We start from the raw sequence: 19,386 nt of genomic DNA, 5'->3' as shown, positions 1-19,386 counted from the left end.
AATTCTAAAATAGTGTTTTTAGTTATTTGTATAGTATTTTATTAAATCTTCTAAAATTGCCTTTTCTGAGAATTGATTTTTGACCTTTTCATTAAGATTTTTAGAATAGTTTTTAGACAATGCTTCATCTTCAATTAAATCTTTCATTGCTAAAAACAGTTTTTCATTATCATTTGGTGGTACCACTCTTCCTTCTATTCCATCTGTTATAACTACACTACAATCGCCAACATTTGTTGTAATTACTGTTAACTTTCCTAATCCATATTCTAGAAGTGCTAAAGGCAATCCTTCAGAATTTGAAGCTAGTACACCAATATCACTCTGTGAAATAATATTAGTAGTATCTTGCTTACTTCCATAAAAGAAAACACTTTCATTAAGTTTTAAATTATCGACAAGTTTGAAAATGCTTTTAGAATATTCGTCATTGAAATTTTTCCCAACACAATGTAATGTCCAAGAATCAACTATTTTAGATAGTTTATTAAAAGCATTAATTAAGTTTTTATGATCTTTTTGTGGACGTAAATTAGCCAAACATAGAATACGTTTCCCTTTTTCACCCTTTAATTCTGTTTCTGTTTTTGGGCTTAACTTATTGGAAGCAAAATTGGATAAATATGTCGCACTATTACACGATAATTTATTTTTTGCCCAATTAAGCAAAGTCATATTTACCGAAAAAATATGAGTGAAAAATCGAGAACATATCTTTAAAACAAAACTTGATCTCTCATTTAATTGCTCACTTTTACCATAATGGTCATGCCAAAATAGTTTCACATTTCCATTTAACAATTTAACGATAGTTGCTATAAAAAACGAAGTAGAATGTGCATGTATTATTGTTATCTTATTTTGCTTTATAAATTTATTCAGCTTTAAAATCGACTTAATATCTAAAGCTTTTTTCTTATCTAAAAACAAATAACCTACATCATTATTAACACTAGATTTCAAAAGTCCTTCAGCTCTAGTAGTACATAAAAAAGATTTATCAATCTGTTTATGTGTACCTAACCCATTAGCTAAATTAACAGCCATACGCTCTGCTCCTCCTGCATCAAGTGAATCTATGATTTGTAGTACACGCATTATAATCCTAAAGCTATTTTTATTTCTTTATCTAATTTATCTAAAGTATATACTTGTGACCACTCTTGAGCTAATTTTGACATAGTCTCTAAGTCATTGTTTTCTATACATTTGCTAATTTCGAATACCGCAGCATCCAACTCTGCTTCTATTAAAACACCTCGTTTCCCATAATCTAATATCCATTCTAAACATGAAATTTTAGTAGATATGGGAATAGCTCCAAAAAACATTCCTTCAGCAATTGCCTTTGGCCAACCTTCACTTTTTGATGGTAATATTGTGAAATGTGATTTTTTTATAGCTTCTCTAACAACTTCTTTAGATTGATTTCCATACAAATACACCACATCATTTAATTCATTTTCATCTACATAAGCCTTAAGCTCACCCATCAAGACACCATCTCCATACATATGTAGTTTACAATTATACCCTTTATCTCTTAAACCTTGAATAATTTGTATGGTCAACATAGGTCGTTTACCAATAACCATACTACCTATAAAAATAAAATTTAGTTCTTTATTATAAACTCTTGGTATATGCGCTACTCGCTCAGAATTGTGATAAGTAGCAGACATAAAAGGATACACATTTTTAGTTTGATTTTTCCACTCACCATACACCAAAACCTTCATGTTTTTTGTTAAAAATGTATTTCGTAAAAGCGCTTTTTGGAACCTATAACCTATAGGCTGAATACTTCGTGGATTCCAATTTCCAGCATATTTAGTTGTTTTTGGTTTTCTAGGAAAGAATATTTGAACAATGGCAGCAATGGCAGATACATTACTAGGACAACGTAAATGTAAATGATCTGCTTTTTTCATGACTTTAAACATCTTGAAAAAAATTGAAGGAAAACTAAGAAGTGTTTTAAAAATCTCTTTAATGGATTTTATATTAAAACTAGGCACCTCAACAAATTGAATATTTGGATGACTATAAGCTAAATCTATATCTGTAACTGTATTATCTTTTGCTTTTAAACCTACTACAATAACATCATCAACATAATTAGTCCATAGGTTCATTTCCCTAACATAAGGTGCGTAGCCATAGAATTTACCATCTACAATTTTATGCTCAACAAGAGTAAAAATAGCTAGTTTCATTTATCTAAAATTTGAGGCTTATTAAACAATAAAGAAAACCACCCAAATATTCTTCCTAAGGCATCGGTTAAAGCCTCTTTTCTTTTATTGGTATTTATAACATTTAGTAGCCTAATATTCATTTGAATAAAATTAATTAAATGCCACTTAAAACTATCTTTAAAAGTTGGTTTAGGATTTTTTATTCTCCACACATACCAACCATTTCTTATAACCATTTTACCATACTTAAACTTATTTGGTCTTCCAGCTTCATCGTGATAATGGTTTAATTTTGCAGATGTACAAATTACATTTTTCCCATATGTTAATGCTCTTAATGAAAAATCGGCATCTTCATACAACCCATAACCTTCAAAATAGGTAGAGAACTTAATTTTATCTACAACAGATTTTTTAAAACTAAAGGACATACCAATTAGTAAATCTACTTCATGAATTTCTCCATTTAAAGGGTAACCACAAGTTCTTCCATGTGAAAAGCTTGGTAAAATTCCTGAAGGATAAGGTGATTCTAAACCTAAGTAATTTCTAACTACATTTCTAAGTCCTTCTTTAACTACATAATCTCCTGAGAAATAATACTTCTTTTTAGAGTAATTAATATTTGGACTTGCCTTTGCCCATCTATTCTCATTTACTGCTACACCTCCAACACCAACTATTTCTTTATTGGACTTAAAAGCTTTGATAATCTCTTCAAAATAGTGAGCATCTAATTCGGTATCGTCATCTAAAAAACAAACTACTTCGGAATCATTACTTACTTTTAAAATTCCATAGTTACGCTGTTTGGTCAGTCCTCTATGTTCATCACTAACAGCAAAGTATTTTAAGTTCTGATACTCAACAGCATTTATTATATCCTTAGTCGCCGAATTGGTAGAACCATCAATTATTAATATTTCATTAGGATACAAAGTTTGTGTACTTACAGAGTTAAGCAGTTTTACCAATGGCTTAGGACGCATATATGTACATATCACTAACGAAAATTTCATTACCTGTTTTTAACTTTTAATTGATTAGCCCAATATACACTTTGTTCCCATTGTTTATTAAAACTTTTATAATAGGCCATTGGATTTTTTATACTTTGACGCTTATAGTATTTAAAAAACAAAACTGTTTTGTAACCAAGTGTTTGTTGTGTTGTTACGTTCAGCATTCTATTAAGCATAATTGTTGGCGATGGTTTTGGTTGAACATTATCATTCTCCCAAGGATGTATAAAACGTGTTCTAAATCCTCCCATTGGTGCATTAAGATGTAATATTTTTATGTTAGGAAAGTAGATGACGTCTGTTCCAAAATTACGCAGTTGCATTCCAAAATCGACATCTTCACCATAACCAAATTCTAGAGCTAAATTGAATGCTATTTTATCCAAAAACTTAGAATTAATTACACTACTTCCAGCTCCAAAAGTTGACCATTGAATTGGTTGCTTTATGCGTTCCACCTCATCTTTCTTTAAATAAGACATGGTAATTGCTTCAAAGCTATACTTCTGCATTGTATCTATAATATCTTCTAATAAGGTGGCTTCAAATACATTATCATCATCTGCTAAATACACATAATCTGATGTCACTTCCTTAAGCGCCATGTTTCTAGCATTACAAGCACCTGCGCGATGTATAAAATGATGCTTTATTACAAAGGGCCAATAGTTATTTTTTAAGAAATCTAATTCTGAAACACTGCCTTCATTAGGGTTTTGCTCTACGATAATTACATTTTTTGGTAATAATGTTTGAGCTGCTAAGTCTTTGACAACATTATGTAAATAATCTTTTCTTCCTATAGTTGGAATGACAACATCTATGGTTACATTCTTATCCCTACTTTTTTGTTTTAAAGCTTCTATATTGATTATATTATTAAAGCTTAGTTTAGAAAAACCCAATGTTTTTATAAATGACCAAAATGCTAGTTTTTTATCGTAGAAAACTAAATTAAAAAACAACAAAAACACCCAACTTAACTTATAGTGTTGCTTAACAAACTTGAAAAGTGTAGCTATTGATGCTTTTGACCTAATTGCGGTTTGGTTATTATTTTTTAAAAGCTTAGGCTGTGAATAACAAAACAAGCCATTAATCATACCTAACTTAGCGATAGAATTTAATGTATAATCAAAATTAGATTTTAAACTAATTACATCTTCAAACATTAATAATATTGAAGCATGTATAGTTCCAACTTGGCTACTCATTAACCATGTTGGGTATTTTACTTGTTTATTAACTTTTAAAAATGGAGAATCTTCAACATATCCTATTTGTTCTGAAAAATAATGGTCTTGTGTATAAGACAACATCATATTTTTTAGATGAAACTCCTTTTCAATAAACTCAAAATCTACATTATCTATTTGTGACTCATGACACCAAACTAAAATTGAATTATCATTAAGTTTTGCCAACTCTAATAATACTTTTATTGGTGACATAGAAGTATCATTAACAACTGTTTCGTTATTAAGTCCTTTTACGGAAACCACTTTGTTATTATTATGCTGCAAAACTATCATCAATCTTACTTTTTAAATGTAACCCATTCTTTTTCTTAATCTCTTAGACCCAATTTTCACGCCTAAAATTTGCAAGAAATTGAAACCTTTATTTCTGTTTACAGGATTAAATTTTGTACTTTTCTCTGAAGCTTCCCACATGGTTTTAGAGTTAGTCTCCTCCTTGTAAAAAGACGAATTTAACACCTTTACATTATCCATTTTTTCTTTTAATTCTTCAACAGAAATATTAGAATTAAAAAGATTAATTAACTGCTTTAATGACTCTTCATTTTTTGTAACTAAATCTTCATATTTAATCACAAAAAAGTCATTCACATTTGGTATTTCCGCTAATATCTTATCACTGTATTTTTTTGAAAACGTATAATGATATAATCCAAAAGGCAAGGCCATTTTTTTTAATAAAGACTTATAACCCTTTTTATACTTCATTCCTTTAAATAAAGACAATAAACAGTCTTTAGGATCTCTTATAGAAAGTATATGTATATCGTCTTTATAAATTTGTTTAGCGTCTTTTGCTCCTGTATAATTGGTATACTTTATTAAAACATTCGTATTGTTTTTAAGCAACTTATCTCTTATATCATTTATAAATAAATCATCTAAAAATGCCTTACTTCCTCCACTTGAAAAGTAAGTGTTAAGTGTCTTGTGATAAACACTTAAAATAGGATTAAAAGGTATTTCACTTCGATCACCAATTGGCGTTTCACAATCTACAATCTTCCTAATAACCTCAGCTACAAAATTATGACCTGAACGAGGTGATTGCGAGTTTAAAAAAATTAATTTTTCTTCAATCATCTCTTACTAATTATATGTTTATAGTATTCAATGTTTTTATCGACAACCAAACTCATTGAAAACTCATTAACAATCTTCTGTCTAGCTGCCTTCCCTACTTTATGACAAAGTGTTTTATCCTCTAAAAGACTTTTTATTGTTTCAGCATAAGTTTTATGATTTGTTGGATTAATTGCATAACCTGTTATTCCATTTTCAATCAACTCTTTTGACCATCCAATATTAGATGCAACCAATGGCTTTTCCATTGCCATAGTCTCCAACCAAGTCATAGGAAATGCCTCAGCAAAACTTGGTAACACTACTACAGAAGCATTACTTATATAACTTTTCACTTGGTTATATGGCACTTCTGGAATGTAATTAAGCTGTTGTGAAGCTGCAGATGACAATAAAGACTTAAACAAACTTAAGGTTGATTTTTTCTCGAATACATCCATATTATCTTTCCCTATTAATAACAGTTTTGCTTCGGGATTTTTTTCAATAATCAAATTGAATATTTGCGCTAATTCTAACACACCTTTTTTTCTTACTAAGGTTCCAAAATATAGTATTTGATTAGGTTCGCATTCTAAACTTGGGCTAAACTTATCTATGTCTATACCATTGTAAATGGTCTTGGTTTTCTTTTTTAATTTAAAAATAGATGTTGTAAGTGCTCCTGAAAAATCACTAACCGAAATGATTGCATTAGCATTAGTTAATGCATTTCGTTCTTGAAAATAGTTTTTCCACTTCTGCTTTCTATTTTCTAAATGACAAAAATAAGCATCACTTCCATGAATTCTAATTACCAATGGTATTGAAAACCTCATAAAAGCAGAAACTCCAGTCCAATCTGGTGCTTCGATAAGATTTATAGCATTTTCAGAAATATCTTTTTGAACTATTTTTTGGATACGTTTTCGCTCTAAATACCAACCTAAAAAAGGATACTTTTTATGAGCTATACTTTTTATTATTACGCCTTCATCTTCAAATTCTTCATTTTTAGACTGGTACACCACAAACACTGTAACCTTCACATCTTTTTGTAACAATGCCATGGCTAAGTTTTTGATACTTGTACCTAATCCACCTGATCTGTTCAGTTTTTCATGAGGATATTCTGGTGTTAAAAACGCTATATGCATGGTAATAACTTTATGTGATCCTCTACCATTTTATCTAAATAATAATTGTCTTTGACCAAAAGACTTACATCCATGGTTATCCCTCGTTTTTGAGTAACAATATCTTCTAAAATCTGTTTTAACTTTTCAATGTTTCCTGCATTGAATATAAAACCATTTTCACCATCATTAATTACTTCAAGGTTACCACCAACTTGTGTTGTAATTACAGGAATGTTTGCTGATAGACTTTCTAAAATAGACAAGCTAAAACATTCCATATACGTTGGTTGAATCATATAACTATAATTACTAAACAACTCATGAAGCTTAGGAGAACTACCTTTAAAACTAATTATATCTTCAAGATTGTTATGATTAGTAAGCTTTAATAATTCGTCTTGCATAGGACCTTCACCATAAATATCAATTTGCATTTTTGAAGCAATGGATTTATCTATTAAAGACACTGCCTCAATTAAATCTTGAATCCCTTTTGAAGGACGTAAATGCGACGCTACAATAAACTTAAAATCATTTAATTGTGTACGTTTTTGAAAAACATTTATATCAATTCCATTATACACTACTTTAGTTTTCTTCTTTAGATGCTTACCGTAGTCATTTAAAATATGATATGTAGTGTACTTAGATACGCCAATAAACTGGTTGATATATTTTCCATAAAGCATGCCTTTTAGCTTATTCTTAATTCGCTTTTTAAAAGGGAATCCTTGTAATGGTCTTGGATTATGGTCTACAGCAATTATATGTGTTTTATTATTTAACGATTTTATTTCTTTATAGAATGATGTACATAATTCAATAAAATGCGTAATTACGACATCGTAGGCAACTCCAGTATTTTTGATATGATTAATAAAAAAATCACTTAATCTTTCATTATTAGAACTATGAATAGTTAGATCTTTAAAAAACTCAAAACCATTATATACAGGAAAAAACCAATCGACCTTATAACCTTGTTTTCTTGCTTTAGCATCAAACGCAACATAAAACCTATCCATACCTCCAATTCTATCTGGAGAAAGGTTATAATTACATATTATAGCCATTCGTTTTCCCATTAACTAATACATTGGTTTATAGTATTTACAATTCTTTTTGATGTTCCTTCTAGTTTATGTGACACCTGCGTTTTTAATAAGTTTTTCTGCGCTTCTAACCTTAGTTTTGGGTTATCAATTGCTTCTAAAATGCCAGAAATTAGTTCTTCTTTATTTTTTACGATAGCCACAGCTCCACTTTCGGCAACACGTTTATAATGTAAATAGTTTAAAAATCGTTGGTCATCATATAAACCATTCTCTTTATTTCCAAACACTGGGTTAATAACTGGTCTATCAAAACACATAGCGTCCAAACTCATTGTTGAACACATATTTACAAATACATCACAGTATTTTAGTATTGATTTTAAATCAGTCATATCCTCAACCGCAGGGATACGCTGCGACCAAGTTTCTTGATGTTCTTCTCTACTTAAAGGCCATTTTGGATAATTCCAGATAATAAAAGGGTATTTATCTTTTAAGTATATAAATCTTTCGGCAGTTTCGGCTGGTGAGGTGCGTACTAAAAAGTTAGTATTTTTTGGTATTTCTCCATTAGCAATAGCTTCGGCAATTGTTTCTACGTACAAGCCATCATTTTGACTAGTAGTTACATCTCCACAACTATAACAAATCGTTTTTTCGTTTTTATTTAAAGTAAATTTTGTTTTAAAATCACTTTCTTCTAAGCCATATCTCTCCAACACATATGGTTCAAACTGCGGTGTTCCAACTACAAAAATTTGTCTACTCTTTATTTTTGAGTAAAAGTCTAACAGTTCAGACTTCATTAATTCACTCCACACAAAATAATAGTCGAAAGTAGCAGCCATTCTACCCTTAGATGCTAAATTATCCCAACTAAAAATAAATGTACATACCTTTATTCCTAACTTATTAGCAGCATATACTAACGGCGCTATGTATGGAGGTCTTTGATGTGTAAAAAATAAAAAATCGACATTATGTGATTTCAATAACTCAAAATACTGCTTGGTAATCTTATGATTTTTGAATGTTCTTTGCTGACACTTATTAAAAAATGAAATCCATCTTTCGGAATGAAACAGTTGTGTGAAAGCATAAATAAATCGTTTTGCATGGTCTCTATTTGTGCTTCCTTTAGCTTTATTACGATTGTAATTAAATTGAATACCAAAATTACCTTTACGATTTAGTTGCATGTGTGCAACCTCTTTTAATTTCATAAAGAACCAAGTAAAAAATCCATCTTGGATATCTTCTAACTCAATAACTTGAGCACTTGTTATAAAACCTTTATATGCAGATTTAGGTAGAAATGAATAAATAATCACCTCTTTATAAGTTGCTTCGGCTTCTTTTAAAAAATCACTTAAAATATAATTTCTAAAGCCTACACCATCAGTTATTACTATACCTACTCGTTTATTATTCATTTCTTGTTTGTAACATATTTTCAGCCTTTTCCCAATCTTCTAACGTATCGATATTTACATTAAACTCTGGAGGTGAAATTATAAATGCTAAGGTGTCACCATAAAGTGATTGTTGTTTTCTTAGCACTTCTGTTTTAGTTATATAAATTAAACCATCTCTATGATAGACTTTTGGCAAGTCTTGTCTTCTTGAAATAATTTTTTCATCATTAGAAAACAGTTTTAAATTACCTTCAATATTTTCTTTAAATATCCAATGCGGATTAAACTTATCTGGTACTTCCTGTACAGATACTAAAGCATCTGCATTAGAATCTTTAAATTTCTTGATAGCTTTATCTATAAAATCGCCTGTTTTAAAAGGACAAGTAACTTGTAATAAACACACAGCATCAAAGTACTCACCTTGACTTTCAAAATATTCTAAAGCATGTAAAATCACAGGTAATGTTGGTGATTTATCTTGAGCTAAATCTGCTGGTCTTTTAAAAGGGACTTCTAAATCTAATCCTTTAGCAACTTCAATAATAGCATCACTATCTGAGCTTAAAATTACTTTTGACAAATCTTTGGATTGCTTAGCAGCATCAACAGTATATTGCAATAGAGGTCTTCCGTTTAAAAACTTTATATTTTTTCCTGGAACACCTTTAGAGCCTCCTCTTGCTGGTATCAAACCTAAAATTCGCATTAGTAAGTAATTGTTTTATGAAACCTTAACGCTACAGTAGCTAAGACCTCAGCTATTTGTTCTCCAGAATCACCTCTTCCATATATTTTATCGGAAACATCATTAGTGGAGTTTAATAGTTTTTGCTCAATAGCTTTTTTAATTTCTTCTGGTTGGTAGGATACATCAATAACATTTTTACCTCTTTGCCTACCATGTTGTCTTGTACCAATATTAACCACTGGAACACCTAAAAAAGCACATTCTCTTATACCTACACTAGAGTTTCCAATTAGACCTTTACTATTAACCAATAGTTTTAAGAAGTCTTCAGGAATCATGTTCTTAAAAAAGTGAATATTCTCTGGTTGGTATAATTCTCGATAGGATCGAATTCCGTTTGAAGTTCCGTCTGCTCCAGCATCTACATTAGGCCAAAACCAAAAAGTTGGAACATTTAATTGGTCAATAACTTTTAGTGTAGAAGTTATATGCTCCTTAGCTTGTTCATACTCTGTAGTTACTGGATGTTGCATTACCACCAAATAACCATTTCTCCAATCTATGTCTTTACCAACACCTCCATATTTTTTAATAGGTTCAAAATCTAAAGTTGAATTTTGTTTTATTTGATGTGCTATATCAATGGATGGACAGCCAGTATTAAATACATAAGCCTCTTCTTCACCCATTTTAATTAATCTTTCTTTTGCATCTTGAGATGCTACAAGATGAATATCTGCTAATTTTGTATTAGCATGTCGTACTTTTTCATCAATATTTCCAGTTACTTCTCCTCCTTGAATATGTACTAACGGAATGTTTTGATATGCAGCTGCAATAGATGTTGCAATGGTTTCAAAACGATCTGCAATGGTTACTACAGCATCTGGTTTTAAGTTATAAAAAGTATTAGCAAGCTCCATAACTCCTAAACCTGTAGTTTTTGCCATAGAAGTTTTGTTTTCACCTTCTAAAACCATAAAAACTTTAGCATCAATATTAAAGCCATCTTGCTCTATATAATTTATAGCATTTCCATACCTATCTAACAATGCAGAACCAGCAATTACTAACTGTAACTCTAAATCTGGATGATTTTTGATAGCAGTTAAAGCTGTTTTAACTCTACTATATGAAGGACGTGCTGTTATTACAACACAAATTTTTCGTTTACTCATATAATGTCATTTTCATTTAAGAAATCCCATTGCATCATTTTTCTAGCTACTTTTTTCCCAATAACCTCTTTAAACCTTGAAGCCTTTATACCTTTATTAGCAGGCTTTTTAGCTTCTAAATCGTTGAATGTTATGATATGTCCTTCAGGCAAATCCTTATTAACAGCTAATGATTTCTCAAAGATATTCTTCAGACTTTCAAATTTAGAAATATCATTTTTGTCTACAGCATTATTTAGTGCCTTTTCGATGTTCTTCAACGCAATTGTTAAACTTGATATTTCATCTATAGTCAACGACGATGTTACATCTGGACCAAACATTGATTTATTGAAGACTGCATGAAATTCAAAAATTTCTGCGCCTAAAGCTGCGGCTGCTATACAAGCTTCTGCACTTCCAGAATGGTCTGAAAACCCTACAGCTACATTATAACGTGATTTTATTTCTTGAATAACATTTAGGCCAAAATTTTCTGGCTGTGTTGGGTACGATGTGGTACATTGTAATATTGAATAATCACAATTCTTTTCTTTTAAAAAAGCAACAGTATCATCTAACTCATCAAAAGAACTCATCCCAGAAGATACTATTATTGGCTTTCCTGTTTGTGCTATTTTTTCTAATAATAAAAAGTTGTTGACTTCGCCTGAGCCTATTTTATAACGCTTTACACCTACTACTTCTAAAACATCAACTGCAGCATTGCTAAAGGGAGAACTCATAAACTCTAATCCTACTTCATCACAATGTGCTTTTAAATCTTTCCATTGCTCCAAAGTAAACTCCATACGTTTCCAATAATCAAACCTTGTAGCATCTTGTTTAGAAAACTTCACTCTAAATGGTTCGTGTATGCTACTTTCTGCTTCTGCAATATGTGTTTGGAATTTTATGGCGTCTATTCCTGTTTTGGCTAAGGCATCAATATATGCGTGAGCCATACCTAAACTACCATTATGAGCTTGACCAATTTCGGCTATTATAAACATAAATTATCTCTTTTTTGCTACGATTCCGTAACTCATTCCTTTAGACAAAGGATCAAAATATTCAATTATTCTTTCAATTTTAAATTTAATGAACTCTTTTAAGTTTTTAGGCTTAATTTTTAAATATTTTACATCTACAATGGCATATTCTAAAATCTCAAAATCGTATTTTTCTAGGAAAAATTTCACAATATGAGACCAAGGTGTGAACACATGGTGTTCTTCTAAATGCTTATCTTGAAAAGCGTATAATTGACCTTTAGTAATCAAGTTAATTTTATTTTTACTTGATCTTGGATTTGGTACCGTTAATATTAAAATACCATCTTTTGATATATGTTTGGATATATTACTTATACCTAATTCTGGATTAGAAAGATGTTCTAATACTTCTAAAAATAAAGCACCACCAGGAGTTTGACTTTCGTTAGGAGCTGGTTTGTTTAAATCCCAAATAATAGTCTCTTCCAGTTTTTGATTAGCATCAAAAGGCTGCCATGTTAAACCTAAGCCTTCAACCATTTGACGAAATTTACCATAACCAGAACCAATATCACTAATTGTTTTTATTGGAAATTGAGATTGGTACTTACCAAGCATTTCCTCAGCAAAAATTGACCTATCGTGATATATTTTCACATCATCTTTCATAATTAATTCTTTTCCTTTTTATAAATTTATCCCAACGCAACTTATGAATTCCAAATTTTTGACTCATAAAAACCAACGCTTTTAATAAACTTATTAATCCTTTATTTTTATTTCCTAAACACGTTTCAAATGTCTCTAAAATAAACCTAATATTATATTCGTCTTTATATTTAATTGCCCTAAACAATTGGTTTACCAACATTCTATAAGCACTTTGTATTAAATCGGCATCTCTAAGCTCTAATGCTCTTTTTAAATTAGTCATTAACACAAAAGATTCAGACTTTTTAAAGTCATTTCTATACGATGTATTATCTACAGTAAGTGAATCGTTATGCGAGCGGTATAAATAAGTAGGTATATTGACTATTTTATATTGTGTTGGCTTACATTTGTATAATATCCTTGAATAAAACTCGGTTTCATGACTTGTTAAAAGTTCATCAGAATACAATTGTTTTCCTTCTAAAAAGCTTCTCTTAAAAAGTATTGATGGTGTTAGTAAGTTTAGTTTAGACAACACAAAATCTTTGTAAATAGCATCTGTTTGAATAACCTCTAATACTCTTTTTGTTTTTAAATTTTCGTCGGTTAATACTCCAGCAGCAATTATTAAATCATAGCTATCGTCAATATATGCAGCTTTATCACTCAAAAAGTTGGGCAACATAATATCATCGCTATCAAACCAATTTACATATTGCCCTTGAGATTTTTTAAAACCATAATTTCTACTAGAATTAGCTCCTTTAGCAACATTTGATGGACGCTTATAAAATGAAATTCTATTTTCGGAAGCAAAAGTTTTATTTATTGCTTCTTCGGTTCCATCAGTAGAGCCATCGTCAATAATTACACATTCCCAATTTGTATAATTTTGTTGTATTACACTTTGAAGTGTTTCAATAAGAAAATGTTTCCTATTGTATGTTGGTATTATTATAGATATTAACGGATTACTCATACTTTTAATTTAAAATACTATCCATTTGCTTTTGTAAATAACTCAAACTTAAATAATCGTTTAAATCGGTTCTATTCAACTTTAATCCTGTTCTATCTTTTTTCCATTTAGTATAAAGTTGCACTATTAGTTTCTCTATTTTATCAACATCATCAACTTCTGCACTATAAGCGTAATCATCTCCTAAAAGTCGATTAACCTCACTACGTTTTGGTCCTAACTCTATAATCGGTTTATTGGCATATACACAATGTGGAAATTTCCCAGGTAAAAAAGGACTTATATCTGACTTCGCTTCTAATATTACATTAGCACTAGCCTTGTGTTGCATTGCATTTACAATATTGAATGGCAAATTTGAATGTACTATTAGTTGTTCCATTTGATCAACATAATGTACTATTTTTTCTTTATGATCTTTAAACTTCCCAACTAACAACAATCTTGCATTTTCCTTTGCTTCTGGGTGATTATTAATAAATTTTTGAAAGCCTTCAATTAATCCAAAAGGAGGTCTTTGTTTCATTAAATTTCCAGCGTGGAGAATATTAAACTTCTCTGTTTCAAAAAAGCTTGGTAGTTCAACAGCAGAATCTACTGCAACACTTAAATTTTGATGAGGAATTACCACTCCAGACTTTAATACTTGTGGAAAGAAATTACCCATCCATTCTTTTAGCAACTGAGAAGGAAATATAGAATACTTAGATTTATTAGTAACTTCTGTGAAAAATGCTTCCTTTTGTTTATATCCTGGTTGATTCCATTTATATGGTTGAGGATAGCAATGATATGGAAAAGGGTCATGTATATAAGAAGCCCATTTATTGTACAAATTAGGACATTTTAACATCGCATGATGCGGAATAAAGTTTGTGCCTTTACTAAGGGTTAGCACTAAATCTTCATTCTTAAAGTGCTTTTTTATAGCTCTTGAAATACTTAATGAGTCGTTAAAAAATCCAAATGAAAAACCTAAATAATGATCAATATTTTTGAAGAGATCAATTTTAAAATGTCGTAATGTTAAACGTCTTACTCTGCTTAACACATAATAGAAATTGAATTTCTTTTCTTTAATAGCAACAGTATCTATACCTTCTAAAGTAATTGGTTTTCTAGTATAATGTAACACTTTTAGCTTATAGCCAATTTTGTGTAAGTTGTTAATGAGTGCCACTCTACCTTTAGTACCACTACTATCATTAACATCAATAGACTCTAAAACAACCAGAATACGTTTAGACATGTGCAGAAAGATTGTGTTTCTCTATCTTTTTATTCTTTAAAAACCATTTTAAGACTGGTTTTCTTTTAAAGAATTTAGCAAATAATTTATTTTTCAATACAAAACTAAACTTTGAACTACTAGAATTATTATTAGCATGTTTATAAGCTAAATAAGGGTTTTCTTTACTAGCGTTAATTTTAGATAATTCTTCGTCCATCCATGGTTCATGTACATTTCCCATATGATAAGCATAGTTATTAGTAGTAGTAAGTCGCCAGCTATCAGTTTTTAAAACGGGTTCGTCAAAATATAAACGTTCTCCTTTGTTAATTTTAAACTGACAAGTTTCTTGAGGCATATATTGAAATGCTGCATTTTTATATGTTGCTACAAAATGCCCTGAACCAACAACAGCCCTAAATCCGTCATTATTACTAAGCGTTAAATGAGAATCTAAAAAAGCTTGTTCTAAATTGGTCCAACCTATGCTATTATAAAAATGCTCCATTGCTTGAGGATTCTTTACTTTTTCGAACTTTAATTTTTTAGAAAAGAAGTTATCGTAAAGTAAATTATAGCATAAATCGCTATATAATCTAAATTGTGGCACCACACCAACAACACCAGCTTTTGGAAATGCATTAAACACTTTTACAGTTTCATTTTGCCAACCTTCTTTAAAAAACACATCAGCATCAGAGACCGTTACAAGATCAAAAAAATGTCCTTTTAAACCTTTAATAACGCCATTAATTTTCCCAACATTTGCAGTATGAATTACTTCATGGATTTTATTTTGGTCTAAAAGCGTATTTAAGTAGTGAATTACATCTTTATGGCTTCCATTATTTACAATAGTTACATATGTTTTATCATGGCTTGTATTAAGCAATGAATTAATACATATTTTTAAAATGCGAAGACCATCTCTAAAATAATCTTCATGATTAGGTATATATACAGGAATAATTACTTGATGCGTGTAATCATCCATCGTAAATAATTTTCCTTTTTCAGGATTTGCGGCGTCTCTCATTTAATCAAAAAAGATTACGTGTCTTAACTAAACTATTTATTGCTAATATTGATTCAGTAAAGCTATTAAATTAAGCTTTAAAACTTTTTGAATTATGTAGAAATATACCATTTACTTGAATCATTCGATTAGACCGAATGCTTTCTGGCATGATATAAACCAAATCATAACACAATTGCTTTAACTGATTGCAGATATAAAGATAATCTTTCTGTCCATCATACAAATTAACTAAGGACAATTCGATATAAAAACCTACAACATTAAAATTAATGTTAGGCAAATCTTCAATTACAAAATGCTCAAAACCTTGAATATCCATTTTAATGAATACATTTTTTGAATTTTTAATCAATGCATGATTATTAAGATTCGCCAATGTAATTTGTGGCACTTCTTCTTTTGCTATATAATGGCTATTATTAACATTAAATTTTGTGCTTTTAATGTCGAGAACTGAGCTATTACCAACTAAATTTGAAACATTAATTGTGGTTGTTTTTTCTTCATTACCTACACAACAACGCTCATAAAGGTGCCAATTTGGATGTTTTTCACTTTCGCTTTCTAAAATTTTATACATGTTAGAAAGTGGCTCAAAAGACAGTAGATTTTTTTTGTATCCATAATTAATAATGGCCTTTCCAAATTGCCCTCTATTTGCACCAATATCTAATATTAAATCGGTATCGACTTCATTAATAAACTTCATAAGCTCATTTTCCATGGTACCTTTACCTAAGCCTCCATTTAATTTTACTAAGTCGTATCCAACAGACTTTAATGCCTTTTTTAATCGTTTTTTTAATTTCATTATTTACTTAATCTTTTGGGACTAAATTTTTATAAGCTATAATTTGTTGTAATCCCTCCTCTAGAGTAATTAAATCTCTATTCAATATTTTTTTCATTTTAGTAATATCTGGACAACGACGTGTCATATCACCTTCTTTTAACGCTGGCAAATGAATAATTTCTGATTTAGAGTTAGTAACCTTAATAATTCGTTTTGCTAATTCTAATATGGTCATTTCATTATCATTTCCAACATTTAATACATCATTTACATAATTACCACTTCTAAACGCCTCAATACAAGCTGTAATGGTATCTTCAACATAACAAAAAGATCTTGTTTGTAAACCATCACCATAAATAGTGATTGGCAAATCGTTTTGTGCTTGTTCTAAAAATTTTGGCACCACAAAATCTTGACTTTGGTTTGGTCCATAGGTATTAAAAAACCTAAAAATAGTATATTCTAATCCATACTCCTTAAAATAAGACCTACAAAATGCTTCACCAACGTTTTTTACAATAGCATAAGGTAATCTAGAATTTAAAGGCGTAGTATTTTCATTTTGTGGAATTTCGAAAGGCTCACCATAAACTTCGGAAGAACTAGAGTAAAACACACGTTTGACACCTGAGTTTTTAGAAAGCGACAAAACATTTTTAATCCCTTCAATATCATTTAATACTGATGTTGGATTATCAAGTGTTCTACATACACCAACAACTGCTGAAAAATGGAAAACATAATCAAAATCATAACGCCCAAAAATAGGCACAATGTCGTTATAGATATTAACATTAGCCTTAATAAACTTAATATTTGAAGCCTTGGGCACTTTGTCCATTGAGCCTGTTGACAAGTTATCTACAATTACAATGTTGTTACTCGAATTAGTTGCTAACACACTAGATAGTGCACTACCAATATTACCTGCGCCTCCTGTTATTAATATGTTTTTCATCTAGAACTTGTTTTACGTTACTAAAAACTGATTTTAAGAACTTAAAATACAAACGCAGTTTAAATCTAGACAGATAAATGTATGTAACCTTTAAAAAGAAGTTTACATTTTTTTTGTCATTTAAATAGCCTTTGTTCATCCTAAAATACAACATATCTAATTGATTTCCAGAAAATTTAGTAATACTTTTCTTTAACAAGTAGTAATAAAATTCAAAAACAGCCCTTTCTTTTAACTTAATATTATCCTTTTTTCCAGAAATACTTAAATCGGAAACCCTTACATAAACTAGTGCTTCATTAGCAGTATATATATTATCAAAATTTGACACTTCTAAGACAAGCATAATGTCGGACATCCAAGCTAAATGGAAATCTACAAAGCCTGTTTTAAGTAGTTTTTCTTTATTAAAAATGAATTCGCTTAAAGAGCTTCTCTTGTTATTAAACAATATTTCTTTAGAGCTCTCAATAGTATCAAAATGATAAGCATCAGTTATCATCTTGTCATCATAATTTATTTTTTTAGTAGCATATCTAACTACGTTTATATCGTCATAATCCCTTGCAATAAAAGTGTAAAATGCTTCTACAACATTATCTCCTAACACATCATCATCGCCCAAAAACATTACCCAAGATTCGTCTTCAACTAAATGCAAACAACGTTTCCAATGATTCACTAAAGACTTCCCTCCTACATTCTCATCAAATCGAAAATAAGAAAGTGATATTTTTGTACTATATGTATCAATAAGGTCATTGCAAGATTCTAAACTACCATCGTCACCAACATACACCTTAAAGCGTTGGTCAGTTTGATTTGCCAACGACTGTAAGGTTTTTTCAAAAAACTGTTTCTTATAATATGGAATTACAATTGCTAACATTAAAAAACTAATTGCTTTAAAAATTTAAAATGAAACTTAGCCAGTGGTTTTAACCAAAATAGTTTTAACCAAAGAGACAAAACATATTTGTCAACACCTTGCTTTGCAATGCTTTTTAAATACTTAGCTCCATTTTGAAACTCAATTGATTTATTAAACTGTAGCTCATCTTTAATCGCAAGAGGTAGCGTATTTTTATATAACTCATGCAGTTTAGCTGTTGATGTATACCAACTAGCATTTAGTGTACCTAATGAAAAATGTTCTATCAATAACTTATTAGTTACTACAATATCATAGCCTAATTTTTTATACTCTAACGCTAGGTTTAAATCGTAGTTATGAAAACCTTTTAAGGTTGTATTAAAACGAATACGTTCGTCTTTTTTAGCTGCCATAAACACGCCATCAATCGCAACTACATCTTCGGTTGTGTTTTCTTTTGTAAAACCGACATTCCAAAATTCTTTAGGTTTATCTTTAAAATGCTGAATTAAATATGTTATTCTATCCTTATCGTCACAACTCCACCAAGCAGAAGGCATTTTGCTCTTATATTTAGCTCCAGCAACACCAATTAAACCTATAGCGTTATTAGACTTAAAAATAGTATGAATAGCATTTCCCCAGTCATTAGTTTTAAAGGTTATATCGTCGTGTATAAAACACCAATAATCAAACTTACTTTTAGAGATTCCTAAGTTATATGCTTCAAATATGGAGTACGTATTTTTAGAGTTATCAATTATAACAAGCTCATAAACACAACCAACAGTAGCTTTAATGTTCTCCATTAAAGCATCGTTAATATTAGCTGTTCTTGAGCAAATTATTATTGAAATCATAT

The 19,386-nt window shown here is 30.0% G+C and carries 19 protein-coding genes; all 19 read right to left on the bottom strand.

The window, feature by feature from the left end:
- Window positions 1-18: 18 nt before the first annotated feature.
- The 19 genes from ACLII3_RS12030 to ACLII3_RS11940 all read right to left on the bottom strand — a co-directional run bounded on the left by ACLII3_RS12030 (window position 19) and on the right by ACLII3_RS11940 (window position 19,384).
- Entirely contained in the window at window positions 19-1,098 is a 1,080-nt protein-coding gene (locus ACLII3_RS12030) for a glycosyltransferase (RefSeq protein ID WP_412984482.1), read from the bottom strand.
- The gene (locus ACLII3_RS12025; protein WP_412984481.1) at window positions 1,098-2,216 is read right to left on the bottom strand and encodes a glycosyltransferase; all 1,119 of its coding nucleotides are present in this window, start codon (window positions 2,214-2,216) and stop codon (window positions 1,098-1,100) included. Before ACLII3_RS12025 ends, ACLII3_RS12030 begins: the two co-directional genes overlap by 1 nt.
- The gene (locus tag ACLII3_RS12020) at window positions 2,213-3,217 is read right to left on the bottom strand and encodes a glycosyltransferase family 2 protein (protein WP_412984480.1); all 1,005 of its coding nucleotides are present in this window, start codon (window positions 3,215-3,217) and stop codon (window positions 2,213-2,215) included. The genes ACLII3_RS12025 and ACLII3_RS12020 overlap by 4 nt, the downstream gene beginning before the upstream one ends.
- Window positions 3,217-4,752 carry a glycosyltransferase family 2 protein gene (locus ACLII3_RS12015; RefSeq protein WP_412984479.1) on the bottom strand — a complete coding sequence of 512 codons (1,536 nt, stop codon included), beginning with the start codon at window positions 4,750-4,752 and terminating at the stop codon, window positions 3,217-3,219. Before ACLII3_RS12015 ends, ACLII3_RS12020 begins: the two co-directional genes overlap by 1 nt.
- A 12-nt stretch (window positions 4,753-4,764) precedes the next feature.
- Window positions 4,765-5,562, bottom strand: coding sequence for a sulfotransferase domain-containing protein (locus tag ACLII3_RS12010; RefSeq protein WP_412984478.1), 798 nt, complete (start codon window positions 5,560-5,562; stop codon window positions 4,765-4,767).
- Window positions 5,559-6,698, bottom strand: a complete 1,140-nt coding sequence (locus tag ACLII3_RS12005) for a glycosyltransferase family 4 protein (RefSeq protein ID WP_412984477.1) — start codon at window positions 6,696-6,698, stop codon at window positions 5,559-5,561. Before ACLII3_RS12005 ends, ACLII3_RS12010 begins: the two co-directional genes overlap by 4 nt.
- On the bottom strand, window positions 6,689-7,765 hold the full coding sequence (locus ACLII3_RS12000) for a glycosyltransferase family 4 protein (RefSeq protein ID WP_412984476.1): 1,077 nt from the start codon (window positions 7,763-7,765) through the stop codon (window positions 6,689-6,691). Before ACLII3_RS12000 ends, ACLII3_RS12005 begins: the two co-directional genes overlap by 10 nt.
- On the bottom strand, window positions 7,765-9,168 hold the full coding sequence (locus ACLII3_RS11995; protein WP_412984475.1) for a hypothetical protein: 1,404 nt from the start codon (window positions 9,166-9,168) through the stop codon (window positions 7,765-7,767). The genes ACLII3_RS12000 and ACLII3_RS11995 overlap by 1 nt, the downstream gene beginning before the upstream one ends.
- On the bottom strand, window positions 9,161-9,859 hold the full coding sequence (locus ACLII3_RS11990) for a cytidylyltransferase domain-containing protein (RefSeq protein WP_412984474.1): 699 nt from the start codon (window positions 9,857-9,859) through the stop codon (window positions 9,161-9,163). Before ACLII3_RS11990 ends, ACLII3_RS11995 begins: the two co-directional genes overlap by 8 nt.
- Window positions 9,859-11,019, bottom strand: coding sequence for a UDP-N-acetylglucosamine 2-epimerase (neuC, locus tag ACLII3_RS11985; protein ID WP_412984473.1), 1,161 nt, complete (start codon window positions 11,017-11,019; stop codon window positions 9,859-9,861). The genes ACLII3_RS11990 and neuC overlap by 1 nt, the downstream gene beginning before the upstream one ends.
- On the bottom strand, window positions 11,016-12,011 hold the full coding sequence (locus tag ACLII3_RS11980) for an N-acetylneuraminate synthase family protein (RefSeq protein ID WP_412984472.1): 996 nt from the start codon (window positions 12,009-12,011) through the stop codon (window positions 11,016-11,018). The genes neuC and ACLII3_RS11980 overlap by 4 nt, the downstream gene beginning before the upstream one ends.
- 3 nt (window positions 12,012-12,014) lie before the next feature.
- Window positions 12,015-12,662, bottom strand: a complete 648-nt coding sequence (locus tag ACLII3_RS11975; RefSeq protein ID WP_412984471.1) for a methyltransferase domain-containing protein — start codon at window positions 12,660-12,662, stop codon at window positions 12,015-12,017.
- Window positions 12,652-13,626, bottom strand: coding sequence for a glycosyltransferase family 2 protein (locus ACLII3_RS11970; protein WP_412984470.1), 975 nt, complete (start codon window positions 13,624-13,626; stop codon window positions 12,652-12,654). The genes ACLII3_RS11975 and ACLII3_RS11970 overlap by 11 nt, the downstream gene beginning before the upstream one ends.
- Before the next feature lie 4 nt (window positions 13,627-13,630).
- Window positions 13,631-14,875: a UDP-glycosyltransferase gene (locus ACLII3_RS11965; protein WP_412984469.1), complete on the bottom strand. Its 1,245-nt coding sequence runs from the start codon at window positions 14,873-14,875 to the stop codon at window positions 13,631-13,633.
- On the bottom strand, window positions 14,868-15,893 hold the full coding sequence (locus ACLII3_RS11960; RefSeq protein WP_412984468.1) for a glycosyltransferase family A protein: 1,026 nt from the start codon (window positions 15,891-15,893) through the stop codon (window positions 14,868-14,870). The genes ACLII3_RS11965 and ACLII3_RS11960 overlap by 8 nt, the downstream gene beginning before the upstream one ends.
- A gap of 70 nt (window positions 15,894-15,963) precedes the next feature.
- Entirely contained in the window at window positions 15,964-16,707 is a 744-nt protein-coding gene (locus ACLII3_RS11955; protein ID WP_412984467.1) for an FkbM family methyltransferase, read from the bottom strand.
- Between the two features lie 7 nt (window positions 16,708-16,714).
- A complete protein-coding gene (locus ACLII3_RS11950; protein WP_412984466.1) occupies window positions 16,715-17,650 on the bottom strand; it encodes an NAD-dependent epimerase/dehydratase family protein in 936 nt (311 codons plus the stop codon).
- Window positions 17,616-18,539 (bottom strand): glycosyltransferase, encoded by a 924-nt coding sequence (locus ACLII3_RS11945; RefSeq protein ID WP_412984465.1) that lies wholly within the window; start codon window positions 18,537-18,539, stop codon window positions 17,616-17,618. The genes ACLII3_RS11950 and ACLII3_RS11945 overlap by 35 nt, the downstream gene beginning before the upstream one ends.
- Window positions 18,539-19,384, bottom strand: a complete 846-nt coding sequence (locus ACLII3_RS11940; protein WP_412984464.1) for a glycosyltransferase — start codon at window positions 19,382-19,384, stop codon at window positions 18,539-18,541. Before ACLII3_RS11940 ends, ACLII3_RS11945 begins: the two co-directional genes overlap by 1 nt.
- Between the last annotated feature and the right edge of the window lie 2 nt (window positions 19,385-19,386).

Origin of the sequence: Pontimicrobium sp. IMCC45349, assembly GCF_047219225.1 — a bacterium.
Lineage (GTDB): Bacteria > Bacteroidota > Bacteroidia > Flavobacteriales > Flavobacteriaceae > IMCC45349.
The sequence above is the reverse complement of the archived record's forward strand: the minus strand, read 5'-3'. Positions and strand labels throughout refer to the sequence as shown.

Coding starts and splice junctions, on each gene's coding strand:
- ACLII3_RS12030 (WP_412984482.1), bottom strand. CDS start 1,098: ATGCGTGTACTACAAATCATAGATTCACTTGATGCAGGAGGAGCAGAG.
- ACLII3_RS12025 (WP_412984481.1), bottom strand. CDS start 2,216: ATGAAACTAGCTATTTTTACTCTTGTTGAGCATAAAATTGTAGATGGT.
- ACLII3_RS12020 (WP_412984480.1), bottom strand. CDS start 3,217: ATGAAATTTTCGTTAGTGATATGTACATATATGCGTCCTAAGCCATTG.
- ACLII3_RS12015 (WP_412984479.1), bottom strand. CDS start 4,752: ATGATAGTTTTGCAGCATAATAATAACAAAGTGGTTTCCGTAAAAGGA.
- ACLII3_RS12010 (WP_412984478.1), bottom strand. CDS start 5,562: ATGATTGAAGAAAAATTAATTTTTTTAAACTCGCAATCACCTCGTTCA.
- ACLII3_RS12005 (WP_412984477.1), bottom strand. CDS start 6,698: ATGCATATAGCGTTTTTAACACCAGAATATCCTCATGAAAAACTGAAC.
- ACLII3_RS12000 (WP_412984476.1), bottom strand. CDS start 7,765: ATGGGAAAACGAATGGCTATAATATGTAATTATAACCTTTCTCCAGAT.
- ACLII3_RS11995 (WP_412984475.1), bottom strand. CDS start 9,168: ATGAATAATAAACGAGTAGGTATAGTAATAACTGATGGTGTAGGCTTT.
- ACLII3_RS11990 (WP_412984474.1), bottom strand. CDS start 9,859: ATGCGAATTTTAGGTTTGATACCAGCAAGAGGAGGCTCTAAAGGTGTT.
- neuC (WP_412984473.1), bottom strand. CDS start 11,019: ATGAGTAAACGAAAAATTTGTGTTGTAATAACAGCACGTCCTTCATAT.
- ACLII3_RS11980 (WP_412984472.1), bottom strand. CDS start 12,011: ATGTTTATAATAGCCGAAATTGGTCAAGCTCATAATGGTAGTTTAGGT.
- ACLII3_RS11975 (WP_412984471.1), bottom strand. CDS start 12,662: ATGAAAGATGATGTGAAAATATATCACGATAGGTCAATTTTTGCTGAG.
- ACLII3_RS11970 (WP_412984470.1), bottom strand. CDS start 13,626: ATGAGTAATCCGTTAATATCTATAATAATACCAACATACAATAGGAAA.
- ACLII3_RS11965 (WP_412984469.1), bottom strand. CDS start 14,875: ATGTCTAAACGTATTCTGGTTGTTTTAGAGTCTATTGATGTTAATGAT.
- ACLII3_RS11960 (WP_412984468.1), bottom strand. CDS start 15,893: ATGAGAGACGCCGCAAATCCTGAAAAAGGAAAATTATTTACGATGGAT.
- ACLII3_RS11955 (WP_412984467.1), bottom strand. CDS start 16,707: ATGAAATTAAAAAAACGATTAAAAAAGGCATTAAAGTCTGTTGGATAC.
- ACLII3_RS11950 (WP_412984466.1), bottom strand. CDS start 17,650: ATGAAAAACATATTAATAACAGGAGGCGCAGGTAATATTGGTAGTGCA.
- ACLII3_RS11945 (WP_412984465.1), bottom strand. CDS start 18,539: ATGTTAGCAATTGTAATTCCATATTATAAGAAACAGTTTTTTGAAAAA.
- ACLII3_RS11940 (WP_412984464.1), bottom strand. CDS start 19,384: ATGATTTCAATAATAATTTGCTCAAGAACAGCTAATATTAACGATGCT.